Here is a 21,032-nt window from a genome sequence, read left to right on the forward strand (position 1 = left end):
CATTTCCCGGGTCGGGGCGTTAATCCTGCGCGCTGTGGATTTCTTCGATCACCATCTGCTGTATCGACGGCTCCAGCGCCAGCGCGACATGGCCGATGCCCGGCACCGCGATATTGCGGGCGCCCGCCAGGTGGGCCGAGCTTTGCGGCGAGATGATGTTGTCATGATGCGAATAGATGGAAACGATGGCGCCCAGCGCCTCGGCCTCCTCGGTGGCGGCCAGTCTTTGCAGCCATTCGCTGCTGCGGCCTTCTTCGTAGCGTCCCAGCCAGTTCATCTCGCCGCAGTTGATGCCGATGCCGAAGTTGGCAATGGCGGTTCCATGGTGCGGCGTGCCCAGCGTGACCACCTTGGCGATATGCGTGGTGCCGTGGTCGCGCAGGTAGGCGCGCGCGGCCAGGCCGCCCATGCTGTGGGCGACGATGACGATCTTCTTTTGCCCGGTCTCGGCCTGCACGCGCCTGACGGCGGCGTTGACCAGCGGCGCATAGCCGTCGATGCTGCCGAACACCGGTTCCATGTCCAGCGCGTAATGGGTGATGTGGGCTTCGCGCAGGGCCAGGCTCATCCAGCGCCAGTAGCCGCTGTTGCAGCCGTAGCCGTGGATCAGCAATACCGGCAGGGAGGTGGTGTCGGGATAGGTGAACTGGTCGAAGCGCAGGAAGGGCATCGCCCATGAGGAACAGAGCATGGTGGCGCGGTATTCGCGCAGGAACAGCTTGCCGATTTGCAGCCAGGTGATTTCGATCGGGTTCGAGGTGCGGCCGCGATAGGGCCAGGTCAGGAAGAAGCTGTTGGCGGTGACCTGCGCGCGCAGCAGCAGCACGATGCCGATGCCGCCGAGTGCGGCCAGCGCAATGGGCCAGTCGAAATGCCGCAACAGGAAGTAGAGCAGAACCGCGATGCCAAGCTGGATCAGGAGCAGGGTTCTGGAAATGCGGGAAATCATGCGTGGCAGGGTCCGATGCGGTCAGGGAAAGCGGACATACAGGAAAAATGCGTTTGCGCAGAGCATAGCAGAGCCCCGTGTCGGATCCATGACGCTATGCCGGCCGGGAGCGCCTATGTGCGCCTATGTGTTTTTCGCATCGGCGGCGCCGGCGGCGGCCCTGGATTGGGTTGGCGGGGTGGCGTTGACCAGCCGCGTGCCGGCGATCCTGTCATGCAGGAACTGGCGCTGCGGATCGAGATAGACCGTCAAGGCCCAGAGCAGCAGATTGCCGGCCGGGATCAGCACCAGCATCCAGTGCTGGTCGCGCATGGTCGATGCCAGCGCCAGCCCGGGCAGCACCCACAGCCAGGCCAGCAGGAAGCGCAAGGTAGCGCGCCAGATGCCGACCGGCCGGCCCGAGAGATCCACCAGCTTGAAACGCCAGGTCTTCATCGCCAGGGTTTGTCCGCCATGCAGCCAGAACCAGATGAAATAGGCTGCCAGCACCAAGAACAGCCAGGCTTCAAGCGCATGGCGCAGATAGAGCGCGTGGCGCTGTTGCAACAAGGTCGAGAACAACCAGCCCGACATGAACAGGACGCCGAACAGCAGCATGGATTCGTACAGCATGCTGCTGAGGCGGCGGCGCAGCGAAGGCGTGGTCATGTCCTGCATGGTGTCTCGGTATTGGGAGTTGTTGTATTGGCCTCTACGGCACATGGGCGTGGCAGGCGATAGCGATCCTGCCGCTGCCATGGTGTGCCAGATGGTAATGCAATCGGCGGGGCTTGCCTACCGGCAGGATTGCTGGAAAGCCAGGGGACGCCACGGCGAGGCAGGCGTTGGCAGGGGGATGCCGCGGCCAACAGGCTACAGCCAACGGCACGGGAGGCTTACTTGCTCTCGGCAACCGTGGTTGAGGCGGGCACCACGACGCCCGGGGGCACGGCCGGCAAGCCAGCCCCCTGTGCCTGGGCGGGGAGCATCACGCCAGGTTGCGGCGGCGCCTGCGAACCGGGGGCGAGCGCTGGGGCCGCGGCCGGCGGCAATGGACGGTCCAGCGCCTCTGCCGGCAACTGGATGGTGGGGGCTGCATTACCTGGCGCGGAAGGCAGCTTGGCAACTCGCTTGGGCAACTTGGCTTGCGCCAGTTTTTTCTTTTGCTCGGCGGAGAGTTGCTGGTATTTGTTCCATTGCTCGTTCTTTTCTTCGGCATCGAGCTTCTTGGCGCGGGCATAGTTGGTGCGTGCCGCGCTGCGTTGTGCCGGGGTCAGCTTGACCCAGTCGCGCATGCGCTCATGCAGGCGCTGCTGTTCTTCCGGCTTCATCTTGGTGAATTTTTTGCCGATCGCCAGCCATTTTTCCTTCTGGAGGTCACTCATCTTCACCCATTCGCCGGACAACGGTTCGAGGGCTTGTTGCTGCGGCGCCGACAGGGCAGCCCATGCGAGCCTGTTGTCGGGTTTCTTGCCTGACGACTTGGCGCCGGCTTTGGCCGGCGGCGGCAAGTGCGCGCTCGGAGGCGTTGCCGCAGGCGCTTCTGCCTGGGGCGTTGCTGCAGGCGCTGTCGGCACGGTTGCCGGAATGGCAGGAGTTGCAGCGGGAGCGTTTTGCGCTGATGTCCAAGAGCAGGTCAATCCGCCGGCCAGCATCGCCAGCGCCAGCGCAATGCGCCAGCGGCGGCAAGGTGCGGCGGCGAGGATGCCGATGGCGTCGCGCATGGTCATTGGCCTTTTTCCGCCAGATAGGCGTTGAAGCCGTGGTCCAGGTAGGCCGACAGCGGCAGTTCGTCCGACAGGACGGCCGCGTCGATCTCGGCCAGGTCGGCCACGCGCTTGGCATTCTCATGCTGGTAGATGCCGGCGAACAGGATGATGCCGGCCAGGAGCGGTATGGCCACGCCCAGGCGGCCGAGCCAGGAGGGGCGGCCGGACGGCGCCGATCCGCCGATGCCCGGGGCGCCGGCAAAGACAGGTTGCTCCACGCGCACCGCGAAGGGGGCTTTTTTCTTGCGGGCGAGCGCCACGCGGCGGGCCGCCGCCAGGCTTTGCAGGGTATCGTCGGACAGGTTGTCCAGGTTGGCGTCGAGCGCCATCTTCACCTTATAGGCGAATTGCAGTTCCTTGTTGTTCATAGTGTGATTCCTTTGGCTCTCAGAGCTTGAGCCAGCGCATGGGTTGCGCGAGAGCAATGGGTTTTGACGCTGCCTTCGGAGCAACCCATGGCGGCGGCCGTTTCGGCCACGTCCATGTCCTGCCAGTAACGCATCAGGAACGCTTCCCGTTGACGCGTCGGCAGCTTTTGGATTTCGGCATCGATCAGCATCAGCGTCTGCTCGCGCTCGACCTTGTCGGCGCTGGACTCGGCGGCTTCCGAGCCGTCCTGCGCTTCGAAGCTTTCGAGGACGTCGAAATCCTCCTGTCCCTCGCTGTCGCCGCCGAAGCTGGAAAACAGGCTGACCCAGGTGTTGCGTACTTTTTCGCGGCGGAAGAAGTCGTGGATGGTGTTCTGCAGGATGCGCTGGAACAGCATCGGCAGTTCGTCCGCAGGCTTGTCGCCGTATTTCTCGGCGAGCTTGATCATTGCATCTTGAACAATGTCCAACGCGGCTTCGTCCTTGCGTACGGCATACACCGCCTGTTTGAAGGCGCGGCGTTCGACATTTTCAAGAAAATCGGAGAGTTCTTTGTCAGTTGCCATGCAGTGCGGTTGCCGAGGGCGGACGGCCGGAAATGATCGATCGGAAACAGACCGTCATCCGGCGGGGAAATGCGGGAGAACGCAAAAATTTGTCAAAAAAGCAGACCGAATCCTAGCAAAAATGGCCCTATTTGTCGTGATGTTTCTCTGCAAATGCCTCTGGAATGCGCGTGTTGGAGCAGTTTTCAGAGGATTTTGCTTGACCAAAATGATGCAACGCATTACTGTTTGTCTCCCGCCTCACACACTTGGGGCGTTTTATGTTCTTTGTCGGTGCTTCACATAAGGTCGTGCCGGTTCAAAGACGCGCTTTGATTAAAAAAAGCTTGTTTGTTCTAACCCGTGCCACAAGCGCGAGGGATCAGTAGAAGTCCATCTTGTACCAAGGCTGAACGAGTCGCGTTGAGCGGCATTTCGAACCTCACTACGGTTGGGGCGCAGAAATGGCGTGACCGCACAAAAAAGGGAAGCCAACGGCAGGCAGACGACTGCGATTCCGTCAGGAGAGAACATCCGATCAATTTCCAATGGACCTTGAAAGGAAGCAGTAATGAGTTCTGAGCAGATTTCCGGCGCGGATATACTCGTCCGTTGCCTGGCCGAAGAGGGCGTCGAACACGTGTTCGGCTATCCCGGTGGCGCCGTCCTTTACATCTACGACGCAATTTTCAAGCAAGACAAATTCCAGCACATCCTGGTTCGCCATGAACAGGCCGCGGTGCATGCCGCCGACGCGTATTCGCGCAGTTCGGAAAAGGTGGGCGTGTGCATCGTCACCTCCGGCCCCGGCGTCACCAATGCGGTGACCGGCCTGGCGACCGCCTACATGGATTCGATTCCCATGGTGGTGATCTCCGGCCAGGTGCCGTCGACTGCCATCGGCCAGGACGCCTTCCAGGAGTGCGACACCGTCGGCATCACCCGTCCCTGCGTCAAGCACAACTTCCTGGTCAAGGATGTGAAGGACCTGGCGGAAACGATCAAGAAGGCGTTCTTCATCGCCACCACGGGTCGTCCGGGTCCGGTGCTGGTGGACATCCCCAAAGACATCACGATGCATACCTGCGCCTTCGAATATCCGAAGAGCGTCGAGATGCGTTCGTACAAGCCGGTCGACAAGGGCCATTCGGGCCAGATCCGCAAGGCGCTGCAACTGCTGCTGTCGGCCGAGCGCCCGATGATCTACACCGGCGGCGGCATCATCCTGGCCAACGCGGCTCCCGAACTGAACAAGCTGGTCGATCGCCTGGGCTTCCCCTGTACCAACACGCTCATGGGGCTGGGCGCCTACCGCGCCTCGAGCGACAAGTTCGTCGGCATGCCCGGCATGCACGGCACGTACGAGGCCAACATGGCCATGCAGCACTGCGACGTGCTCATCGCCATCGGTGCCCGCTTCGACGACCGCGTGATCGGCAACCCCAAGCACTTTGCATCGAACGCGCGCAAGATCATCCATATCGACATCGATCCCTCGTCGATCTCCAAGCGCGTCAAGGTCGACATCCCCATCGTCGGCAACGTCAAGGACGTGCTGCAGGAACTGCTGGCCCAGCTGGATGCCACGGAGACCAAGCCCAACGGCGCCGCGCTGGACAACTGGTGGAAGCAGATCAACAAGTGGCGCGAGCGCGACTGCCTGAAGTTCGCCACTTCGGATGAATTCATCAAGCCGCAAGCGGTGGTGCAGAAGGTCTGGGAAGTCACCAAGGGCGACGCCTTCATCACTTCCGACGTCGGCCAGCACCAGATGTGGGCTGCGCAATACTACGGTTTCGACAAGCCGCGCCGCTGGATCAACTCCGGCGGCCTGGGCACCATGGGCGTGGGCCTGCCGTACGCCATGGGCGTGCAGAAGGCCAACCCGGACGCGACCGTCGCCTGCATCACCGGCGAAGCCTCGATCCAGATGTGCATCCAGGAACTGGCGACCTGCAAGCAATACCACCTCACGCCCAAGATCATTCTGCTCAACAACCGCTTCCTGGGCATGGTGCGCCAGTGGCAGCAGATCGATTACGGCTCCCGTTATTCCGAGTCCTACATGGATTCGCTGCCCGACTTCAACAAGCTGGTCGAGTCGTATGGCCACGTCGGCATGAAGATCGAGAAGCCGGGCGATGTCGATGGCGCGCTGCGCGAAGCCTTCGCGATGAAAGACAGGCTGGTCTTCATGAACTTCATTACGGATCAAACCGAAAACGTCTGGCCGATGGTCAAGGCGGGCAAGGGCTTGACTGAAATGCTGTTGGGTTCGGAGGATCTTTAATCATGCGCCATATCATTTCTGTACTGCTGGAAAACGAAGCCGGCGCATTGTCCCGTGTCGTGGGCCTGTTCTCCGCGCGCGGCTACAACATCGAAACGCTCACCGTTGCACCCACCGAAGACCCGACCCTGTCGCGCATGACCATCGTGACCTCCGGTTCGGACGATGTGATCGAACAGATCACCAAACACCTGAACCGCCTGATCGAGGTGGTGAAGGTCGTCGATCTGACGGAAGGCGCGCACATCGAGCGCGAACTGATGCTGATCAAGGTGCGCGCAGTGGGCAAGGAGCGTGAAGAGATGAAACGGACGGCGGATATCTTCCGCGGCCGCATCATCGATGTCACCGAAAAGACCTACACGATCGAGCTGACCGGCAACAAGAGCAAGCTGGACGCCTTCATCGACGCCATGGACCGCACCGCGATCCTGGAAACGGTCCGTACCGGCGGCTCCGGCATCGGCCGCGGCGAACGGATCCTCAAGATCTGAGCGGCCGCAGCGCCAGTACGCAAGAACCCTCATTCAAGCATTGAGTTATTCAGTTATCTAAGAACATAGGAAAAATCATGAAAGTTTTTTACGACAAAGACGCAGACCTGTCCCTGATCAAGAACAAGAACGTGACCATCATCGGTTACGGTTCGCAAGGCCACGCGCACGCGCTGAACCTGAAGGATTCGGGCTGCAAGGTCACCGTCGGCCTGCGCAAGGGCGGCGCCTCGTGGAGCAAGGCCGAGAAGGCCGGCCTGAAGGTGGCGGAAGTCAACGACGCGGTCAAGGAAGCCGACGTCATCATGATCCTGCTGCCGGACGAGAACATCGGCCAGGTCTATGCCGAAAACGTCGCGCCGTACGCCAAGCAGGGCGCCACCGTGGCGTTCGCGCACGGCTTCAACATCCACTACGGCCAGGTCGTGCCGCGCGCCGACCTGGACGTGATCATGATCGCCCCCAAGGCCCCCGGCCACACCGTGCGTTCGACCTACAGCCAGGGCGGCGGCGTGCCGCACCTGATCGCGGTGTACCAGGACAAGTCGGGCACCGCGCGTGACGTGGCCCTGTCGTATGCCACCGCCAACGGCGGCGGCCGCGCCGGCATCATCGAAACCAACTTCCGCGAAGAGACCGAAACCGACCTGTTCGGCGAACAGGCCGTACTGTGCGGCGGCACCGTGGAACTGATCAAGGCCGGTTTCGAAACGCTGGTGGAAGCCGGCTACGCGCCGGAAATGGCTTACTTCGAATGCCTGCACGAACTGAAGCTGATCGTCGACCTGATCTACGAAGGCGGCATCGCCAACATGAACTACTCGATCTCGAACAATGCAGAGTACGGCGAATACGTGACCGGCCCGCGCATCATCAACGAAGAGAGCAAGAAGGTCATGAAGCAAGTGCTGACCGACATCCAGACCGGCGAATACGCCAAGAGCTTCATCCTGGAAAACAAGGCGGGTGCGCCGACCCTGCTGTCGCGTCGTCGTATCAATGCCGAGCACCAGATTGAAGTTGTGGGCGAGAAGTTGCGCGCCATGATGCCCTGGATCAAGGCTAACAAACTGGTTGACCAGACTAAGAACTAATACCGGCTCTAATCGCGACCGGCGGCATCATGACAGGACGCGCTTGCAAGCGCGTCCTGGGCAGGCCGGCGCGAAGCGGTGCTTCGCGAAACCCCGGCCAGCCTGCCTTGGATTAAAGCCAACAAATTGGTCGACCAGACCAAGAACTAATACCGGCTCTAGTCGCGACCGGTAGCATCATGGCAGGACGCGCTTGCAAGCGCGTCCTGCATTGGATCAAGGCCAACAAGCTGGTTTAGTCGCAAAAAAAAGTAAAGGACGCTTCTGCGTTAATGCCGTTCAGTTAAGCGCTGAACGGCATTTTTGTTTGTGGAGTCCAGATTCCGTTCGCCCTGAGTAGCTGCGCAGCAGCGTATCGAAGGGCAGGCAAGAGCGCCAACGGTGACACGCTGGCTTCGATACGGCCCTGGCGGGCCTACTCAGCCCGAACGGGGGCCGTGAAATTGGTCGGCCAGACCTAGAGCTAACGTTGGTCTGCTCGCAGGACAAAAGGAAAGGACGCTTCGGCGTCCTTTTTTTCTCAGGTGCGGCTGAAGCGGTATCGGCCTGATATCAACATATATCAACATATCATCGGATGATGGTGCTCCCGGCAGGTCTTGAGGCAAAATGCGAAGGCGGGGGAGATGTCGTCAGGGCAATAGGGGGCTGCCCCGACAACATCCTGGTATCCGCCGTTACGCCTTGTTGCATACGAAGCAAGAACTAAATGCGAAGCGAGATCGTCGAAGTGCCGGGGTCGATGGTGCCGATGCGCATCATGCGGAACCCGCTCCACCAACAACACCAAGCGAGGACAACATGACAACTACCCGCAAACTGATGCTCGGCGCCGCACTGGCGACTGCATGCATGGCCGTACAGGCGCAGGCCATCCAGACCACCGGCAGCATGGTGGTGGTGCCGGCCACCGGCGAATTGAGCGTGCCCAATGACCAGGCGCGCGTGACGCTGCAGGTCGAGGAGCAGGACAAGGACAAAACGGCGGCCGCTTCGCGCGTGAACCAGAAGATGAAGCAGGGCATCGACATCATCAAGCGCCAGGATCCGCAGGCTACGCTCAAGAGCTACGGCTATTACACCTATGCCATCTATGCCGAACCGCAGCCGGTGACGCCGCCACAGCCGCGCGCCGCCGCCAAGGCGCGCCCCATCGTCGGCTGGCGCGTCGGCCAGTATCTGGAAGTGGTGACGCAGAACCTGGCCGGCCTGCCCAAGACGGTATCGTCGGCACAGAGCCTGTTGAGCCTCAACGGCCTGCAGTTCGGACTGAGCCCGGCTGCGACCAAGAAGCTGGATGCAGCGCTGTTTGATGCCACCTACAAGAACCTGGAAGAGCGCATCGGCTTCATCGCCGCTTCCATGCATCGCACGCCGTCGGATGCGGTGCTGGAGACGCTGGATTTCGAAGGTTCCGGCAACTACGCGGGCAACGACCGGCCGATGGCGCCCAAGGCAGCGATGATGATGCGCTCGGACATGGCGCCGGAGGCGGCATCGGTGGCCGAACCCAGCTTCGAACCGGGTGAATCCACGGTCGGCATGCGCCTGGTCGGCAAGGTGCGCTTCAAGTAAGCGGACGCATCGTCCACAATCCATTGCCTCGGCCATGACATGCTGGCCAGGCGCCACAGGAAGGGAGGCTATAATCGGCCTCTTTTCCGTTTTTAGGGCCCCCATCATGCGGGTAATGAAGAATCTCTCCGCGTTCCTGGCAACCGGCCTGTTGTCGGCCGGGCTGGCGCATGCCGACATCTGCGCGGACATGGGCGCCATCTACAGCCAGTCGCAATCCCATTTCGATGGCTGGAAAAAGGAGGCCACGGAAGGCACGGAGGGCGCCAGGAAGGAATACGGTTCCAGCTTCCAGCTCGACGGCGCGCGCAGTTGCGCCATCAGCGGCGACTCTGCCGGCTATTCCTGCATCTGGCGTTTGGCCACGCCGGCCGAACTGGGCCAGGCCTACCAGCGCATGGTGGACGGGATCAAGGCATGCCCGCCTTTGTTGAAGCAAGCGCCGGGCATCATCAATGACAAGCCTCAAGAGCGCCTCCAGGGCAATCTGCGGCGAGCCATGGAAGTGACCGGTTTCGATTATGGCGATGCAGGGGTGGTCGTGATGGTGGGGCAGATGCAGGTCACCAGTATCCAGTCCGGCACCAATGTATCGCGCAATGAGTTGAAGTTCTCCTTCGTGCGGGCTGCGGCGCGTCCCTGATCCGTATCGCTACGGCAGGCAGCCGGGCACGTGCTGCATTGTGCGTGCCGGGGGCGCGCGCGAAATGCCGGCCGATCTCACGCAAACAATAGTAAATCCGGCTGCAAAGCCCGTTCTTTGCGTCCGTTGGAGCCGCATTTCGTTGCATTTGGCAAGGGCTGGACTAGAATAAGCACGCTTTTACTTTTGAAATTTCCGCGATCATTGGAGCAACATTGAACAATAACCACTATCCCCATCCCATTATCGCCCGTGAAGGCTGGCCGTTCCTGACGATCGCCGTCGTGGTGGCACTGCTGACGACCTTCTTTTGCGGCGCCTGGTCGCTGCCCTTGTGGATCATCGCGCTGTTCGTATTGCAGTTCTTCCGCGACCCGCCGCGCGTGATCCCGCAGCAGGCCAATGCCGTGCTGTCGCCGGCGGATGGCCGTATCGTGGTAGTGGCCCGTGCCCATGATCCCTATACCGACCGTGAAGCGCTGAAGATCAGCGTGTTCATGAACGTGTTCAACGTCCACTCCAACCGTGCGCCGGTGGATGGCAAGATTGAGACCGTCCAGTATTTCCCCGGCAAGTTCGTCAATGCCGACCTCGACAAGGCATCGCTGGAAAACGAACGCAACGCGCTGGCCATTACGACCACCGCCGGCCACAGCGTGACCTGCGTGCAGGTCGCCGGCCTGATCGCGCGCCGTATCCTGTGCTACGTGAAGGCCGGCGACGTGCTGGCGCGCGGCCAGCGCTATGGTTTCATCCGCTTCGGTTCGCGCGTGGATGTATATTTGCCGCTTAGCGCCACGCCCAAAGTCACCGTCGGCGAAAAGGTCTCGGCCACCGAAACCATTCTGGCCGAACTCTGACTTTCCGGTGATCGCTCCGCGCGGAGCCGCTTTTTCTTCGCGCGCTTTCCTGCAATATCAAACGATAAACATCAATGGCAACTTTCCGACGACGCAAAGCCAAAGGCGGCATCCCCTTCCCCAAATCCCTGCGCGGGCCCAAGGCCTATGCGTCGCAGCTGGATGAGGCGGGGCCGGGTGTGGTGCGCCGCCGGTCGCGCGGCATCTACCTGTTGCCCAATGCGTTTACGACTGCTGCGCTGTTCTGCGGTTTCTACGCCATCGTGATGGCGATGAACCTGAAGTTCGACTATGCCTCCATTGCCATTTTCGTCGCCATGGTGCTGGACAGCCTGGACGGCCGCGTGGCGCGCATGACCAATACCCAGAGCGAGTTCGGCGCGCAATACGACAGCCTGTCGGACATGGTGTCTTTTGGCGCTGCGCCGGCGCTGGTGGTCTATGAATGGTCCTTGCGCGGCATGGGCAAGCTCGGCTGGCTCGCCGCCTTCGTGTACTGCGTGGGCGGCGCATTGCGGCTGGCGCGCTTCAACACCAACATCGCCGTGGTCGACAAGCGCTACTTCCAGGGCTTGCCCAGCCCGGCGGCCGCGGCGCTGGTGGCCGGCTTCGTCTGGCTGATGGACGACCTGCGCTTTGCCGGCACCGACCTCAGCTGGGCGGCCTGGGTCATTACCCTTTACGCCGGCATCACCATGGTCACCAATGTGCCGTTCTACAGCTTCAAGGACGTCAACTTCCGCAAGCCGGTGCCGTTCATCGCCGCTTTGCTGGTGGTGGTCTTGCTGGTGGTGATTTCCAGCGATCCGTCCAAGGTGCTGTTCGGCCTGTTCGTGCTGTACGGCTTGTCGGGATATGGGGTATACGTCTGGCGCCGCATCAAGGGCAAGCCGGTCAGCATCGTCCAGACCACGGATGAACATGGGGACGGCAGCCATTAGCCACAGCCATTAGGCCGCGGCGCGCGGCAATCTGACAGGTTTTCCCAGGAACGCCCGCTTTGCCGGGCGTTTTTGTTTGCGGCGCTTAGTCCGCGACCAGCGTCGCCAGCAATGCGCGCAGATCCCCATCCTGGGCGCTATGTTCGCTGACGCGATGGTCGACGCCGGGCAGGTCGACGATGCGGCATTGCTTTGCCGCATGCGCATTGGCGGCGATCAGCTCTGCGATTTCCTTGGGGATGACCTTGTCTTGGCTGGCGCGGATGAGCGTGATGCGGCCGCGATAGCTGCGGATCAGCGCCAGCGAGTCGGCATCGCGCCAGCTATCCGGGCGCCGCAGCGCGGCGCTGAAGCCGGGGCCGAAAGGGAGATTGAAGGCGGCACCATCATAGATGGCGCCGACGATGGTCACCAGATGGGCGATCCGATTTTCCGGCCGGCAGGCCAGGCGCATGGCAATCTCTCCGCTCATGCTCACGCCGACGATCGTACGCGGCGCCTGGGTGAAGCGCTCCAGCGCAGCCTGGGCTTCATCGACGCGTTTGGCCAGGGAATTGGGCGTGAGCGCAGTGCTGCGGCCATGTCCGGAAAAATCGATGGCGGCGCTGGCGCATCCCCGCTGGGCGAGTGTTTCCCGTAGCGGCCACTGGCGTTCCCGGGTGCTTTGCCCGGCGCCATGCAGGAACAGGGTGTGGACGGCGCCGCACCCACCGGCGGAGATGACATCGCACGCCAGCGTTTCCGCGCCAGCCTGCAACGCGGCATCTTCCCTGATGATGCGATGGCCGCCTGCGGCCGGCATGGAATGCATGGCTCAGTCCGGCTGTTGGCGGCGTTCCAGGCCCGGGGTGCCGGCATAGTATTGGCGCTTGGCCTCGTACATGAGCGCGTCCGCGCGTTGCACCGCGTGTTCGAGGCGTTCGCCCGGCATGGAAGTGACCGCGCCGATGGACAGGCTCAATGTGATGCCGGAATAGAACTGGTTGTTGAGGTCGACCAGCTTCTGGATATGTTCCAGCAGCGCGGCGCAGTTGCGTTCGTCGGTGGCCGGCAGCAAGATGGCGAACTCGTCGCCGCCGGTGCGCGCCACGCTGCCCGGGCGGTCCACCGCCTTGGCCAGCACTTCGCCCACGCGGCGCAGCAAGGCATCGCCGGCGGCGTGCCCGAGCTCGTCGTTGACTTGCTTCAGGCCGTTCAGGTCGGCCACGATCACGCTCACCGGGAAGGGGCCCTTGCGCTCCAGCCGGTTCAGCTCCTCGACCATGTAGGCGCGGTTGTACAGCTTGGTCAGTTCGTCATGCTTGCCGAGGAACTCCAGGTAGGCTTCGGCCTTCTTGCGCGCGGTGATGTCGGTCAGCGCCACCAGCACCAGTCCCCAGCTGTCTTCGTAGCCGGGGAAGACCGAGAATTGCAGGTGCACGTACAACTGGTCTCCATTGAGCGAATAGTTCACCACTTCGCGCTGATGGAACAGGTTGCCGTTCCATAGTTCGAGCAACTGTTCGTTGAAATGATGATGCATGTCGTCGCGGAAGATATCCGACAGGCGCGACAGCAGCGTCGCCTTGTCCGGCGCGCCGAACATGGAAAGCGTTTGCAGGTTGACGTCGATGACGCGGATTTCCTGCGCGCAGCGCTCGACGAATTCCGGATGCACATCGGTGAAGGTGCGGAAATCGGTGATGCCGATGCGGTGCAGGTCGTCGAACAGGCGCTTGACCTGGCTGAAGTCTTCCACCCACAGCGAGATCGGCGAATACTCGAACAGGCCGCGCGCATAGTTTTCGCTGCGCGAGAGCTTCTTGCGCGCGGTCTCACGTTCGGTGACATTCTCGATGGCGAGCAGGATGTAATCCCAGCTTTCTTCGCTGCCGGGCATGATGCGTCCGGAGAGCTGGATATCCAGGCGCTTGCCGCCCAGCGTGTAGTTGACCGTGTAGCTCGAGAAGTTCAGCTTGCCTTCCCATAGCTGCGCCAGCTCATCGATGAACGTGTCGATCATGTCATCGCGAAACACCTTGTCCAGGTTGGCAACCAGATGTTCCAGGTCGCGCGCCTCATACCACTCCAATGTGCGGCGATTGACGTCGACCACGCGGATCTGGCGCGCGCAGGCTTGCGCGCGCGTGATGTCTTCTTTCAGGTAGGCCTGCAGATCGGTCACGCCCTGCGCGCGCCATTCGTCGAACAGGCGCTTCATGCCGCTGTAGTCTTCTTTCCAGAGGGAGACTGGGGTCAGGTCGAAAGTTTCCTGCTCGGACAACGCCTGGGCAGGATTGCGGGAAGCCGGGGAGGCACTGGAGGAATGGTCGTTCTGCATAACACTTCATCTTTGAGGGATGACGGAAGTGTAATGGTTTTGCGGAAATCTCTGCAGTAACTTCGGTTCCTGGGGCAAAGTATTTGCGCAAATATGTAAAACTCATTTCATGCCTGTCGATGAAATGCATTCTGTCCCAACGCGCTACGCCGAGTGGCTTGGCGACGGGAATTTATTTGACGGCGGGAAATGTTTCCCGCCGCCCAGAACGTCACTGGCCGGCCGGCGCAGTCCGCTGCCCCCAGTTCAGCAGCCGCCTGCATGCCGACTGCAGACGCTGGCGCCATGACTGCGCTTGCGGGCGCAGGCACAGGACTTCGCCCCCCTGCGGCGCCGTGATTTCCACCCAGCCGGCGTGTTCGATCGCCATGGCTTGCCCATCGCTCAGGTCGCTGCGTTGTTCGACCAGTTGGTCGAACAGCCATTGCGGCGCCTGGGTGACCCGTGCCGCCGGGGCGTTGTTCACCACCAGGCTGCCGGCGGGCAGCCACACTTGCATGGTCTGGCCGCGCGCCAGCCTGACCGTTTGACTGGCCAGCGGGTAGTCGGCGGGAGTAGGGGCTTGCCACGGGCTTTGCATGATGTTCCTCTGTCTGTTGGGTTCCGGGAGCCTGTTCCACATCGCGCCCACATCTCGCCGAGGCGTTGAACAGGTGATTGAAGTCTAAGGAGGGCAGCAAAAGCGCAACAGGCACAGGAAAAAACAGACTGTGCCGTAACAGGCGATGGATTTTGAATCTGTTATCGTTCTTTTTCGAATACTCTGTATCTGTTCTGGTTTTTGCCGCAAGAAGATGATGCTGTTATGGATACCAGCCTGCTTATTCCCGACCCTACAGATACCCGGCCGCCACTGGCCAATGCGACGGTTTCGGATCCTCCCGATGCCGCCGCTTCCCGCATGCCGCTGTACCGCAAGCTGGCCGAGCATTACCAGGGCGCGATACAGGCCGGTACCCTGGTGGCAGGCGACCGCATGCCATCGGTGCGCGACCTGATGCGCCAGCACCAGGTCAGCCTGTCGACCTCCTTGCAGACCTTGCGCCATATGGAAGAGGGCGGCTGGCTGGAGGCGCGCCCCCGTTCCGGTTACTTCGTGCGCCAGCCGCGCCGCTCGGCGATCCGCCCGGTGCAGGAGCCCAAGAGCCTGATGGCGATCGATCCGGCCCAATACGTCGGCATCCACGAAAAGGTCTCCAAGTACATCGCGCTGCGCCAGAAGTGCGCACCGCGCATCGACCTGTCCGGCATGACCTGCGCGCCCGAGCTCTATGCCGTCGATACCTTGAAGCAGGCCGCCATGCGCGCCTTGCGCGACCATCCCGAGCTGCTCACCAGCGCCATGCCGCACAACGGCAACCAGGGGTTCCGGCAGGCAGTGGCGCGCCGCGCGCTCAATGCCGGCATGCGCATCGATGCCGACGAGGTGGTGGTCACGCACGGCTGCATCGAGGCACTCAACCTGGCGTTGCGCGCCGTCGCCGGCCCGGGCGACACCATCGCGGTGGAGTCGCCGACCTACTTCGGCCTGTTGCAGGCGCTGGAAAACCTCGGCATGCGCGCGCTGGAGATCCCGACCAGCCCGCTCACGGGAATCTCGTCCGAGGCGCTGGAACTGGCGGTGCGCACCTACGGCAACATCAAGGCCGTGGTGGTGGTGCCGAACCTGCAGAACCCGCTCGGTTGCATCATGCCCGACGCCAACAAGGACAAGCTGGTGCGCCTGTGCGAAGAATTGCGCCTGCCGCTGATCGAGGACGACGCCTACACCGAGCTGGCCGACGGCAACGTGGCGCCCTCGACGCTCAAGAGCCGCGACCGCAGCGGCAATGTGATCTATTGCGTTTCATTGAACAAGGTGCTGGCGCCGGGCATGCGCCTGGGCTGGATGAACGGCGGCCGTTGGCATGAGCGGGTGATGATGCTCAAGTTCACCCATACCCGCGCCAACGAGGAGTGGACCCAGATCACGGCCGCCGATTTCCTGGCCAGCCCGGCTTACGACCGCCACCTGCGCCGTCTGCGCGAACTGCTCAAGGAGCAGCGCGAGCGCATGGCCGAATCGATCGCCGCCTACTTCCCCGAAGGCACGCGCATGACCGTGCCCAGCGGCGGCGTCGGCATGTGGGTGGAACTGCCCTCGCAGGTGTGCTCGCAGCGCCTGTTCGAGCAGGCGCTGGTACAGGGCGTCGGGGTATCGCCTGGCGCGATCTTTTCCAATTCCAACCGCTACGGACATTTCCTGCGCATCTGCTGTGGCCATCCTTTCACGCGTGAATTGGACCAGGCGCTGCGCCAGTTGGGGCAGATCGGGCATAGCCTGGCAGCCTGAGCGCGTTACTCCTGCATTTCCCCCAGGCCGCTTTCGATGAGGGCGGCTTTTTTTCGCCTGCCGCCATCTCTGGCGCCGGGCTTGCATGGCATGTGGCGTTTACATGCGTAAAGAAAACGTAAAGAGGTTGTACACTGGAGCAACATTGCCACCACTGTCCAGGGATCTTCAATGCCATCGCCAGAGCCGCTTTCCGACAACCATCCGGCGCCGCCCGTCTCGCTGCAGCAAGCCATCGATGCCCACATGGCGGGGCAGGCGGACGAGGCCGCCGCCATCTATGAGGCGGTGCTGGAGCAGGATCCGATCCACCCGGCCGCGCTGCATTATCTGGGCATTTACCTGCACCAGGTCGGGCGGCACGACGAGGCCGTCGAAAAGCTGATGTTGTCCTGCGCCCTGGAGTCGGAGGATGCCGGCTGGCACAACGATCTCGGCAATGTGCTGTTCGCGCTCGGGCGTTTCGATGAGGCCGAGCAGGCCTATGGCGATGCACTGGCCATCGCGCCCGAGGATCACACGATCTGGAGCAACCTCGGCGCCGCCCAACTGCAGCAAGGCAAGCCGGAGGAGGCCACGCAATCTTTCCTGCGCGTGCTGGAGATCGATCCCGAATGCGTCCCCGCCTTGCTGCATCTGGGCAATATCTACGACGCCGCCGGCGACAAGATGCAGGCCTCCCATTACCAATGCCGCGCCTACGTGCTGCCGCCGCTGGAAGGCAAGTCCCGGCAGATGCTGGGGATTTCCTTTTATTTCCTCGGCCGCCTGCAGGAAGCCGCACAGGCTTACAGCGCCTGGCTGGAGGAGGAGCCGGACAATCCGATCGCGGCCCACATGCTGGCCGCATGTTCGCAGCAGGCGGTGCCCGCGCGCGCTTCGGACAGCTATGTCGAATTCCATTTCGACCGCTACGCCGACACCTTCGAATCCAACCTGCTGGAGAGCCTCGGTTACCGCGGCCCCGGCCTGATCGGCCAGGGCCTGGCCCTGGCGGCAGCGCCCGCGCGCCAGTTCGAGGCGCTCGACATCGGCTGCGGCACCGGCCTGTGCGGCCCCTACCTGGCGCCGTTCGCGCATACGATCACCGGCGTCGACCTGGCCGGCAAGATGCTGGAGAAGGCGCGGGCCGGCGGGCATTATGCCAACCTGGAAAAGGCCGAGATCGGCGATTACCTGAGCCGCCATCCCCGCTCCTGCGACCTGGTGGCGGCAGCCGACACCCTGATCTACTTCGGCGACCTGGGCGCCGTGTTCGGCGATGTCGCCGGCGCGTTGCGCAAGGATGGGTATTTCATCTTCACGGTGGAAGCGGTCACGCCGCAGGACGTCGCGCCGTCAGGCTTTTGCCTGCACGCCAGCGGACGCTATCGGCACAGCCGCGACCATGTGCGCCGGCATCTGAATAACAGCGGCATGGAAGTGGTGCACGACAGCGACCAGATCCTGCGCGAAGAGATCCGGCAGTCGGTGGCGGGCATGCTGTTCGTGGCTAAGCGCCTCGGGTAAGTCAGGTAAGTCGGGTTGCCGGCCGCGCCGGCAACCCGACCAAAGCGCAATGGTTAACAGGCCCCCAGGGCCGCTTCGACTTTCAGACGGTGTGGAATCGGCTCGACCGCGCCGTAGCCGGTGGTCGACAGCGCCGCCGCCACATTGGCATAGCGCGCTGCGCTGAAGGGATCGCGGCCCGCCACCAACTCCGCCACAAAGGCGCCGCCGAAGCAGTCGCCGGCGCCGGTGGCGTCCAGGGCTTGCACCGGATAAGGCGCCACCATGCGGCGCTCGTCGGGCGTGGCGACATAGCAGCCTTCGCTGCCCAGCTTGAACGCCACCAGCCTGATGCCATACGACAGCAATTGGTCGACGATGGCGTCGCGCTCTTCCAGGCCGGTCAGCATGGCAACGTCTTCCCAGCTTGGCAGGCAGATGTCGCACAGCTTGAAGGCCTCGACCATCTTCTCGCGGGCGCGTTCCAGCGGCCACAGGCGCAGCCGCAGGTTGGTGTCCAGCGAGGTCAGCACGCCGTGCTTGCGCGCATGGGCCATTGCCGCCAGGCCGCTGTCGCAGGCGCTTTCGCTGATGGCCAGGCTGATGCCGGACAGGTGCAGCACGCGGGCGCCGGCGATGGCGTCCAGCGGCAATTGCTGCGGCGTGTAGCGGCTGGCGGCCGAGCCGGCGCGCAGGTAATGGAAGTGGTGGCCGGCGTCGTCATGGGTGACGAAGTAGATGCCGGTCGAGGCGCCCGGCATCACGCCGACATGCTCGGTGCCGACCTTTTCGGCCTGCCACAGGTCCAGCAGGTTGCGGCCGAAGTGGTCGTCGCCGACCGCGCTGATGTAGGCGCAATCGGCGCCCTGGCGGGCGGCGGCGATGGCGAAGTTGGAGGTGTCGCCGCCGAAGCCTTCCAGGTAATTGCGCGACTGGGAAATGCTTTGGTTGAATTCCACCATGGCTTCGCCGTAGGCGAGGATCTTGTTGCTCATGTTCTTGGCTGTGCTGGCTGCGGATGGGTCAGAAGAAGGTCTGGACGATGTCGATCACGTCGAACTTGCCGTCCACCACCGGCAAGTGACGCCACTTGTCGAAGGTCAGGCAGGGGTGCGAGATATCGAAGGCGAGCATGTCGCCGACCTTGATGTCGTCGCCGGCGGCGATCCTCAGGTAGGCGTGCTGGTCCATCATGCCGGTCACTTCCCAGTGCGCGGGCGTGGCCGACGGCAGGCTGTCGCTGCCCGGACGGAAACGCGCCACCGGCAGCGGCAGGCCGGCATCGAAGGCGGCGTCGCGCTTGCCCAGCGCGATGATGGCCTTGTCGGCCTCGGGGATCGACTGCACGTAGGCCCACAACTGCAAGGCCGGCTGCAATTGGCTGCGCATGCTGTGCGCCACCGGGTTGCGCACCTGGATCTGCGCCTGCGCGGCGCGGTAGATGCCGACATCGTGCGTCAGGTAGCAGCCGGGGCGCAGCACTACGTCGAGCGGCACGCCGATGTCGGCCTGGGCGAATTCTTCGGCCACCACGTCGTACCAGGCCGAACCGGCGCCGGTCAGCACCGCCGGGCCGCGCGCCACGCGCCTGGCCAGCAGGCCTTGCTGCGCGAGTTCCTTGGCGCAGGCCACCGCGCGCTGCAGGAATTGGCGGATGTCCGTTTCTTCCTTGAGTACGCCTTCATACACTTCCACGCCGGCCAGTGCGATGCTGTCCCAACGCTTGACGGCTGCCAGCACGGCGGCTTGTTGCTCATCATTGCGTACACCGGTGCGCCCGCCAGCCGGGCCCAGTTCCAGCAGCACATTCAGGGTTTGGCGGCGCTCGGCGAAGAAACGGCCGAGCTGGTCGACCAGATCGGCCGAGTCGACCAGGCAAAAGAATTCGAAAGCGGGATCGGCCAGCAGCTCCGAGATGATCGCCATGTTGCGCTTGCCCACCAGCTGGTTGGCCATGATCACGCGGCGCACGCCGTGGCGGTAGCCGGCCAGGGTCTGGTGCGCGGTGGCCAGGGTGATGCCCCAGGCGCCGGTGTCGAGCTGGCGCTTGAACAGCTTGGGCGCCATGGTGGTCTTGCCGTGCGGCGCCAGCTTCACCTGGTACTGGCCGACGAAGTCCTGCATCCACTTCAGGTTGTGGGCAAGCTTTTCTTCATAAAGGACGGCGGCCGGCAGGCTGATGTCTTCGTTGAGCAGGTTCCATTTGACCGCACCCGCCTGTTGCGGCGCCAGCGGTTGCTCCAGGGGACCCAGGCCCTTGTTTACAGGGTCGATGATGCCGCTCTGATAAGCAATTTGGTAGTTTGTATCATTCATCGCAATTATTCCTGTAAAAATTGGATTGACGTAATAATACCCTTGAATTTACTATGTTTTAATCGTGTTAGTAAATAACATAAATTATTTGAAAGAAACGCCCGCGGCACATTTTGCACATGCTGCAAGGTAACGCGCGGCAACCCGGCGCACAACCTGCATCCCTAATCTTCGACCCGATTTCATGGCGCACACTTTCGACATCGTCTCCCGCATCACCGAGCGCAGCAGCACCTTGCGCCTGGCCGAACAGAAAGTGGCCGAAGCCATTCTGGGCGACCTGTCGTCGGCCGCCAGCGCCAGCATCGGCGAATTGGCGTCCAAGGCCGGCGTCTCCGTGGCCAGCGTGACGCGTTTCGCCAAGGCCATGGGTTGCCGCGATGTGCGTGAATTCAAGTTCCTGCTGGCGCAGGCGGTGGCCGTGGGGCAGCGCTTCTTCGACGGCGCCAAGGCCGCGCCTTCGGCGCAGCCGCCGGAACTGGCCGATGTGGTCTACAACGATATCCATGCGGTGCTGGAACTCAACCGCGCCATGCTCAATCCGGACATGCTGATGGCCGCCGCCGGCCTGTTGCGCGATGCCCGCATGATCTACTGTTTCGGCATGGGCGGCGGCTCCACCATGATGTCCGACGAGGCGCGCTATCGCCTGGTGCGCCTAGGGCGCCCGGTGGCCACCTATCACGACGCCATGCTGCAAAAGATGGTGGCCGCCACGCTGGACAAGAACGACGTGCTGCTGGTGTTTTCCACCACCGGCAATGTGCCTGAACTGCTGGCCAATTGCGAGGTGGCGCGCGAATACGGCGTCAAGATGATCGCCATTACCGCACTCGGTTCGCCGCTGGCGAAGATGGTCGACGTGCTGCTGCCGATCAAGACGCTGGAAACCGACCTGATTTTCAAACCGTCATCATCGCGCTACGCGATGATGGTCACGCTCGACATGCTGGTGCTGGAGCTGGCCCTGCTGCAGAAAGAGAACAGCCAGGAACGCCTGCGCCGGCTGAAATACGTGCTCGATACGCATCGCGGCGGAGGCGATCGCCACCAGCCGCTGGGAGACTGA

The 21,032-nt window shown here is 62.5% G+C and carries 20 protein-coding genes; 10 read left to right on the top strand and 10 right to left on the bottom strand.

The genetic code is table 11. The features are described from left to right. Positions 1-19: 19 nt before the first annotated feature. From FB597_RS02480 to FB597_RS02500, 5 genes are all read right to left on the bottom strand, one after another. Positions 20-949: an alpha/beta fold hydrolase gene (locus FB597_RS02480; RefSeq protein ID WP_144767916.1), complete on the bottom strand. Its 930-nt coding sequence runs from the start codon at positions 947-949 to the stop codon at positions 20-22. A gap of 123 nt (positions 950-1,072) precedes the next feature. After that, positions 1,073-1,606: an RDD family protein gene (locus FB597_RS02485; RefSeq protein WP_141913251.1), complete on the bottom strand. Its 534-nt coding sequence runs from the start codon at positions 1,604-1,606 to the stop codon at positions 1,073-1,075. 218 nt (positions 1,607-1,824) lie between these two features. Continuing rightward, on the bottom strand, positions 1,825-2,658 hold the full coding sequence (locus tag FB597_RS02490) for a DUF3106 domain-containing protein (RefSeq protein WP_370454624.1): 834 nt from the start codon (positions 2,656-2,658) through the stop codon (positions 1,825-1,827). Beyond that, positions 2,655-3,065, bottom strand: coding sequence for a DUF3619 family protein (locus FB597_RS02495; RefSeq protein ID WP_141913252.1), 411 nt, complete (start codon positions 3,063-3,065; stop codon positions 2,655-2,657). Before FB597_RS02495 ends, FB597_RS02490 begins: the two co-directional genes overlap by 4 nt. Beyond that, complete coding sequence (locus FB597_RS02500) at positions 3,062-3,631, bottom strand: RNA polymerase sigma factor (RefSeq protein ID WP_141913253.1); 570 nt, start codon at positions 3,629-3,631, stop codon at positions 3,062-3,064. Before FB597_RS02500 ends, FB597_RS02495 begins: the two co-directional genes overlap by 4 nt. A 550-nt stretch (positions 3,632-4,181) precedes the next feature. Here FB597_RS02500 and FB597_RS02505 point away from each other — a divergent pair. The 7 genes from FB597_RS02505 (at position 4,182) to pssA (ending at position 11,507) form a co-directional block, all read left to right on the top strand. After that, positions 4,182-5,900 carry an acetolactate synthase 3 catalytic subunit gene (locus FB597_RS02505; protein WP_141913254.1) on the top strand — a complete coding sequence of 573 codons (1,719 nt, stop codon included), beginning with the start codon at positions 4,182-4,184 and terminating at the stop codon, positions 5,898-5,900. A gap of 2 nt (positions 5,901-5,902) precedes the next feature. Continuing rightward, positions 5,903-6,394, top strand: coding sequence for an acetolactate synthase small subunit (ilvN, locus tag FB597_RS02510; protein WP_079214366.1), 492 nt, complete (start codon positions 5,903-5,905; stop codon positions 6,392-6,394). 77 nt (positions 6,395-6,471) lie between these two features. Beyond that, positions 6,472-7,488: a ketol-acid reductoisomerase gene (gene ilvC / locus FB597_RS02515; RefSeq protein WP_141911472.1), complete on the top strand. Its 1,017-nt coding sequence runs from the start codon at positions 6,472-6,474 to the stop codon at positions 7,486-7,488. Positions 7,489-8,289: 801 nt separating this feature from the next. Then, positions 8,290-9,063: an SIMPL domain-containing protein gene (locus FB597_RS02520; RefSeq protein ID WP_141913255.1), complete on the top strand. Its 774-nt coding sequence runs from the start codon at positions 8,290-8,292 to the stop codon at positions 9,061-9,063. Between the two features lie 115 nt (positions 9,064-9,178). After that, positions 9,179-9,706, top strand: a complete 528-nt coding sequence (locus FB597_RS02525) for a vesicle formation protein (RefSeq protein WP_141913256.1) — start codon at positions 9,179-9,181, stop codon at positions 9,704-9,706. Between the two features lie 215 nt (positions 9,707-9,921). Beyond that, positions 9,922-10,566, top strand: a complete 645-nt coding sequence (locus tag FB597_RS02530; protein WP_141913257.1) for a phosphatidylserine decarboxylase — start codon at positions 9,922-9,924, stop codon at positions 10,564-10,566. Between the two features lie 74 nt (positions 10,567-10,640). Beyond that, complete coding sequence (pssA, locus tag FB597_RS02535) at positions 10,641-11,507, top strand: CDP-diacylglycerol--serine O-phosphatidyltransferase (protein ID WP_141913258.1); 867 nt, start codon at positions 10,641-10,643, stop codon at positions 11,505-11,507. Positions 11,508-11,592: 85 nt separating this feature from the next. Here pssA and FB597_RS02540 read toward each other — a convergent pair whose 3' ends face one another. The 3 genes from FB597_RS02540 to FB597_RS02550 all read right to left on the bottom strand — a co-directional run bounded on the left by FB597_RS02540 (position 11,593) and on the right by FB597_RS02550 (position 14,407). Next, positions 11,593-12,318, bottom strand: coding sequence for an alpha/beta fold hydrolase (locus tag FB597_RS02540; protein ID WP_141913259.1), 726 nt, complete (start codon positions 12,316-12,318; stop codon positions 11,593-11,595). Positions 12,319-12,321: 3 nt separating this feature from the next. After that, positions 12,322-13,827 (bottom strand): sensor domain-containing diguanylate cyclase, encoded by a 1,506-nt coding sequence (locus FB597_RS02545; RefSeq protein ID WP_141913260.1) that lies wholly within the window; start codon positions 13,825-13,827, stop codon positions 12,322-12,324. A 211-nt stretch (positions 13,828-14,038) separates the two neighbouring features. Then, positions 14,039-14,407, bottom strand: a complete 369-nt coding sequence (locus FB597_RS02550; RefSeq protein WP_141913261.1) for a hypothetical protein — start codon at positions 14,405-14,407, stop codon at positions 14,039-14,041. A gap of 225 nt (positions 14,408-14,632) precedes the next feature. On the opposite strand from FB597_RS02550, the gene FB597_RS02555 reads away from it, so the two are divergent. Both FB597_RS02555 and FB597_RS02560 read left to right on the top strand, forming a co-directional pair. Next, entirely contained in the window at positions 14,633-16,159 is a 1,527-nt protein-coding gene (locus tag FB597_RS02555; RefSeq protein ID WP_370454626.1) for a PLP-dependent aminotransferase family protein, read from the top strand. 171 nt (positions 16,160-16,330) lie between these two features. Next, positions 16,331-17,668: a tetratricopeptide repeat protein gene (locus tag FB597_RS02560; protein ID WP_141913262.1), complete on the top strand. Its 1,338-nt coding sequence runs from the start codon at positions 16,331-16,333 to the stop codon at positions 17,666-17,668. Positions 17,669-17,721: 53 nt separating this feature from the next. Here FB597_RS02560 and FB597_RS02565 read toward each other — a convergent pair whose 3' ends face one another. Together FB597_RS02565 and FB597_RS02570 are read right to left on the bottom strand one after the other, a co-directional pair. Further along, positions 17,722-18,642 carry a sugar kinase gene (locus FB597_RS02565; protein WP_144767918.1) on the bottom strand — a complete coding sequence of 307 codons (921 nt, stop codon included), beginning with the start codon at positions 18,640-18,642 and terminating at the stop codon, positions 17,722-17,724. 28 nt (positions 18,643-18,670) lie between these two features. Then, a complete protein-coding gene (locus FB597_RS02570) occupies positions 18,671-19,963 on the bottom strand; it encodes an amino acid deaminase (protein WP_141913264.1) in 1,293 nt (430 codons plus the stop codon). A 184-nt stretch (positions 19,964-20,147) separates the two neighbouring features. Here FB597_RS02570 and FB597_RS02575 point away from each other — a divergent pair, with 184 nt between their 5' ends. Further along, on the top strand, positions 20,148-21,032 hold the full coding sequence (locus tag FB597_RS02575) for a MurR/RpiR family transcriptional regulator (protein ID WP_141913265.1): 885 nt from the start codon (positions 20,148-20,150) through the stop codon (positions 21,030-21,032).

It is taken from the genome of Herbaspirillum sp. SJZ099 (genome assembly GCF_007828355.1).
In the GTDB taxonomy this organism is placed as follows: Bacteria; Pseudomonadota; Gammaproteobacteria; order Burkholderiales; family Burkholderiaceae_D; genus Herbaspirillum.

What these genes read in the sequence shown, in the direction of transcription:
- FB597_RS02480 (WP_144767916.1), bottom strand. Translation starts at nt 949, where the DNA reads ATGATTTCCCGCATTTCCAGAACCCTGCTCCTGATCCAGCTTGGCATC.
- FB597_RS02485 (WP_141913251.1), bottom strand. Translation starts at nt 1,606, where the DNA reads ATGCAGGACATGACCACGCCTTCGCTGCGCCGCCGCCTCAGCAGCATG.
- FB597_RS02490 (WP_370454624.1), bottom strand. Translation starts at nt 2,658, where the DNA reads ATGACCATGCGCGACGCCATCGGCATCCTCGCCGCCGCACCTTGCCGC.
- FB597_RS02495 (WP_141913252.1), bottom strand. Translation starts at nt 3,065, where the DNA reads ATGAACAACAAGGAACTGCAATTCGCCTATAAGGTGAAGATGGCGCTC.
- FB597_RS02500 (WP_141913253.1), bottom strand. Translation starts at nt 3,631, where the DNA reads ATGGCAACTGACAAAGAACTCTCCGATTTTCTTGAAAATGTCGAACGC.
- FB597_RS02505 (WP_141913254.1), top strand. Translation starts at nt 4,182, where the DNA reads ATGAGTTCTGAGCAGATTTCCGGCGCGGATATACTCGTCCGTTGCCTG.
- ilvN (WP_079214366.1), top strand. Translation starts at nt 5,903, where the DNA reads ATGCGCCATATCATTTCTGTACTGCTGGAAAACGAAGCCGGCGCATTG.
- ilvC (WP_141911472.1), top strand. Translation starts at nt 6,472, where the DNA reads ATGAAAGTTTTTTACGACAAAGACGCAGACCTGTCCCTGATCAAGAAC.
- FB597_RS02520 (WP_141913255.1), top strand. Translation starts at nt 8,290, where the DNA reads ATGACAACTACCCGCAAACTGATGCTCGGCGCCGCACTGGCGACTGCA.
- FB597_RS02525 (WP_141913256.1), top strand. Translation starts at nt 9,179, where the DNA reads ATGAAGAATCTCTCCGCGTTCCTGGCAACCGGCCTGTTGTCGGCCGGG.
- pssA (WP_141913258.1), top strand. Translation starts at nt 10,641, where the DNA reads ATGGCAACTTTCCGACGACGCAAAGCCAAAGGCGGCATCCCCTTCCCC.
- FB597_RS02540 (WP_141913259.1), bottom strand. Translation starts at nt 12,318, where the DNA reads ATGCATTCCATGCCGGCCGCAGGCGGCCATCGCATCATCAGGGAAGAT.
- FB597_RS02545 (WP_141913260.1), bottom strand. Translation starts at nt 13,827, where the DNA reads ATGCAGAACGACCATTCCTCCAGTGCCTCCCCGGCTTCCCGCAATCCT.
- FB597_RS02550 (WP_141913261.1), bottom strand. Translation starts at nt 14,407, where the DNA reads ATGCAAAGCCCGTGGCAAGCCCCTACTCCCGCCGACTACCCGCTGGCC.
- FB597_RS02555 (WP_370454626.1), top strand. Translation starts at nt 14,633, where the DNA reads ATGGATACCAGCCTGCTTATTCCCGACCCTACAGATACCCGGCCGCCA.
- FB597_RS02560 (WP_141913262.1), top strand. Translation starts at nt 16,331, where the DNA reads ATGCCATCGCCAGAGCCGCTTTCCGACAACCATCCGGCGCCGCCCGTC.
- FB597_RS02565 (WP_144767918.1), bottom strand. Translation starts at nt 18,642, where the DNA reads ATGAGCAACAAGATCCTCGCCTACGGCGAAGCCATGGTGGAATTCAAC.
- FB597_RS02570 (WP_141913264.1), bottom strand. Translation starts at nt 19,963, where the DNA reads ATGAATGATACAAACTACCAAATTGCTTATCAGAGCGGCATCATCGAC.
- FB597_RS02575 (WP_141913265.1), top strand. Translation starts at nt 20,148, where the DNA reads ATGGCGCACACTTTCGACATCGTCTCCCGCATCACCGAGCGCAGCAGC.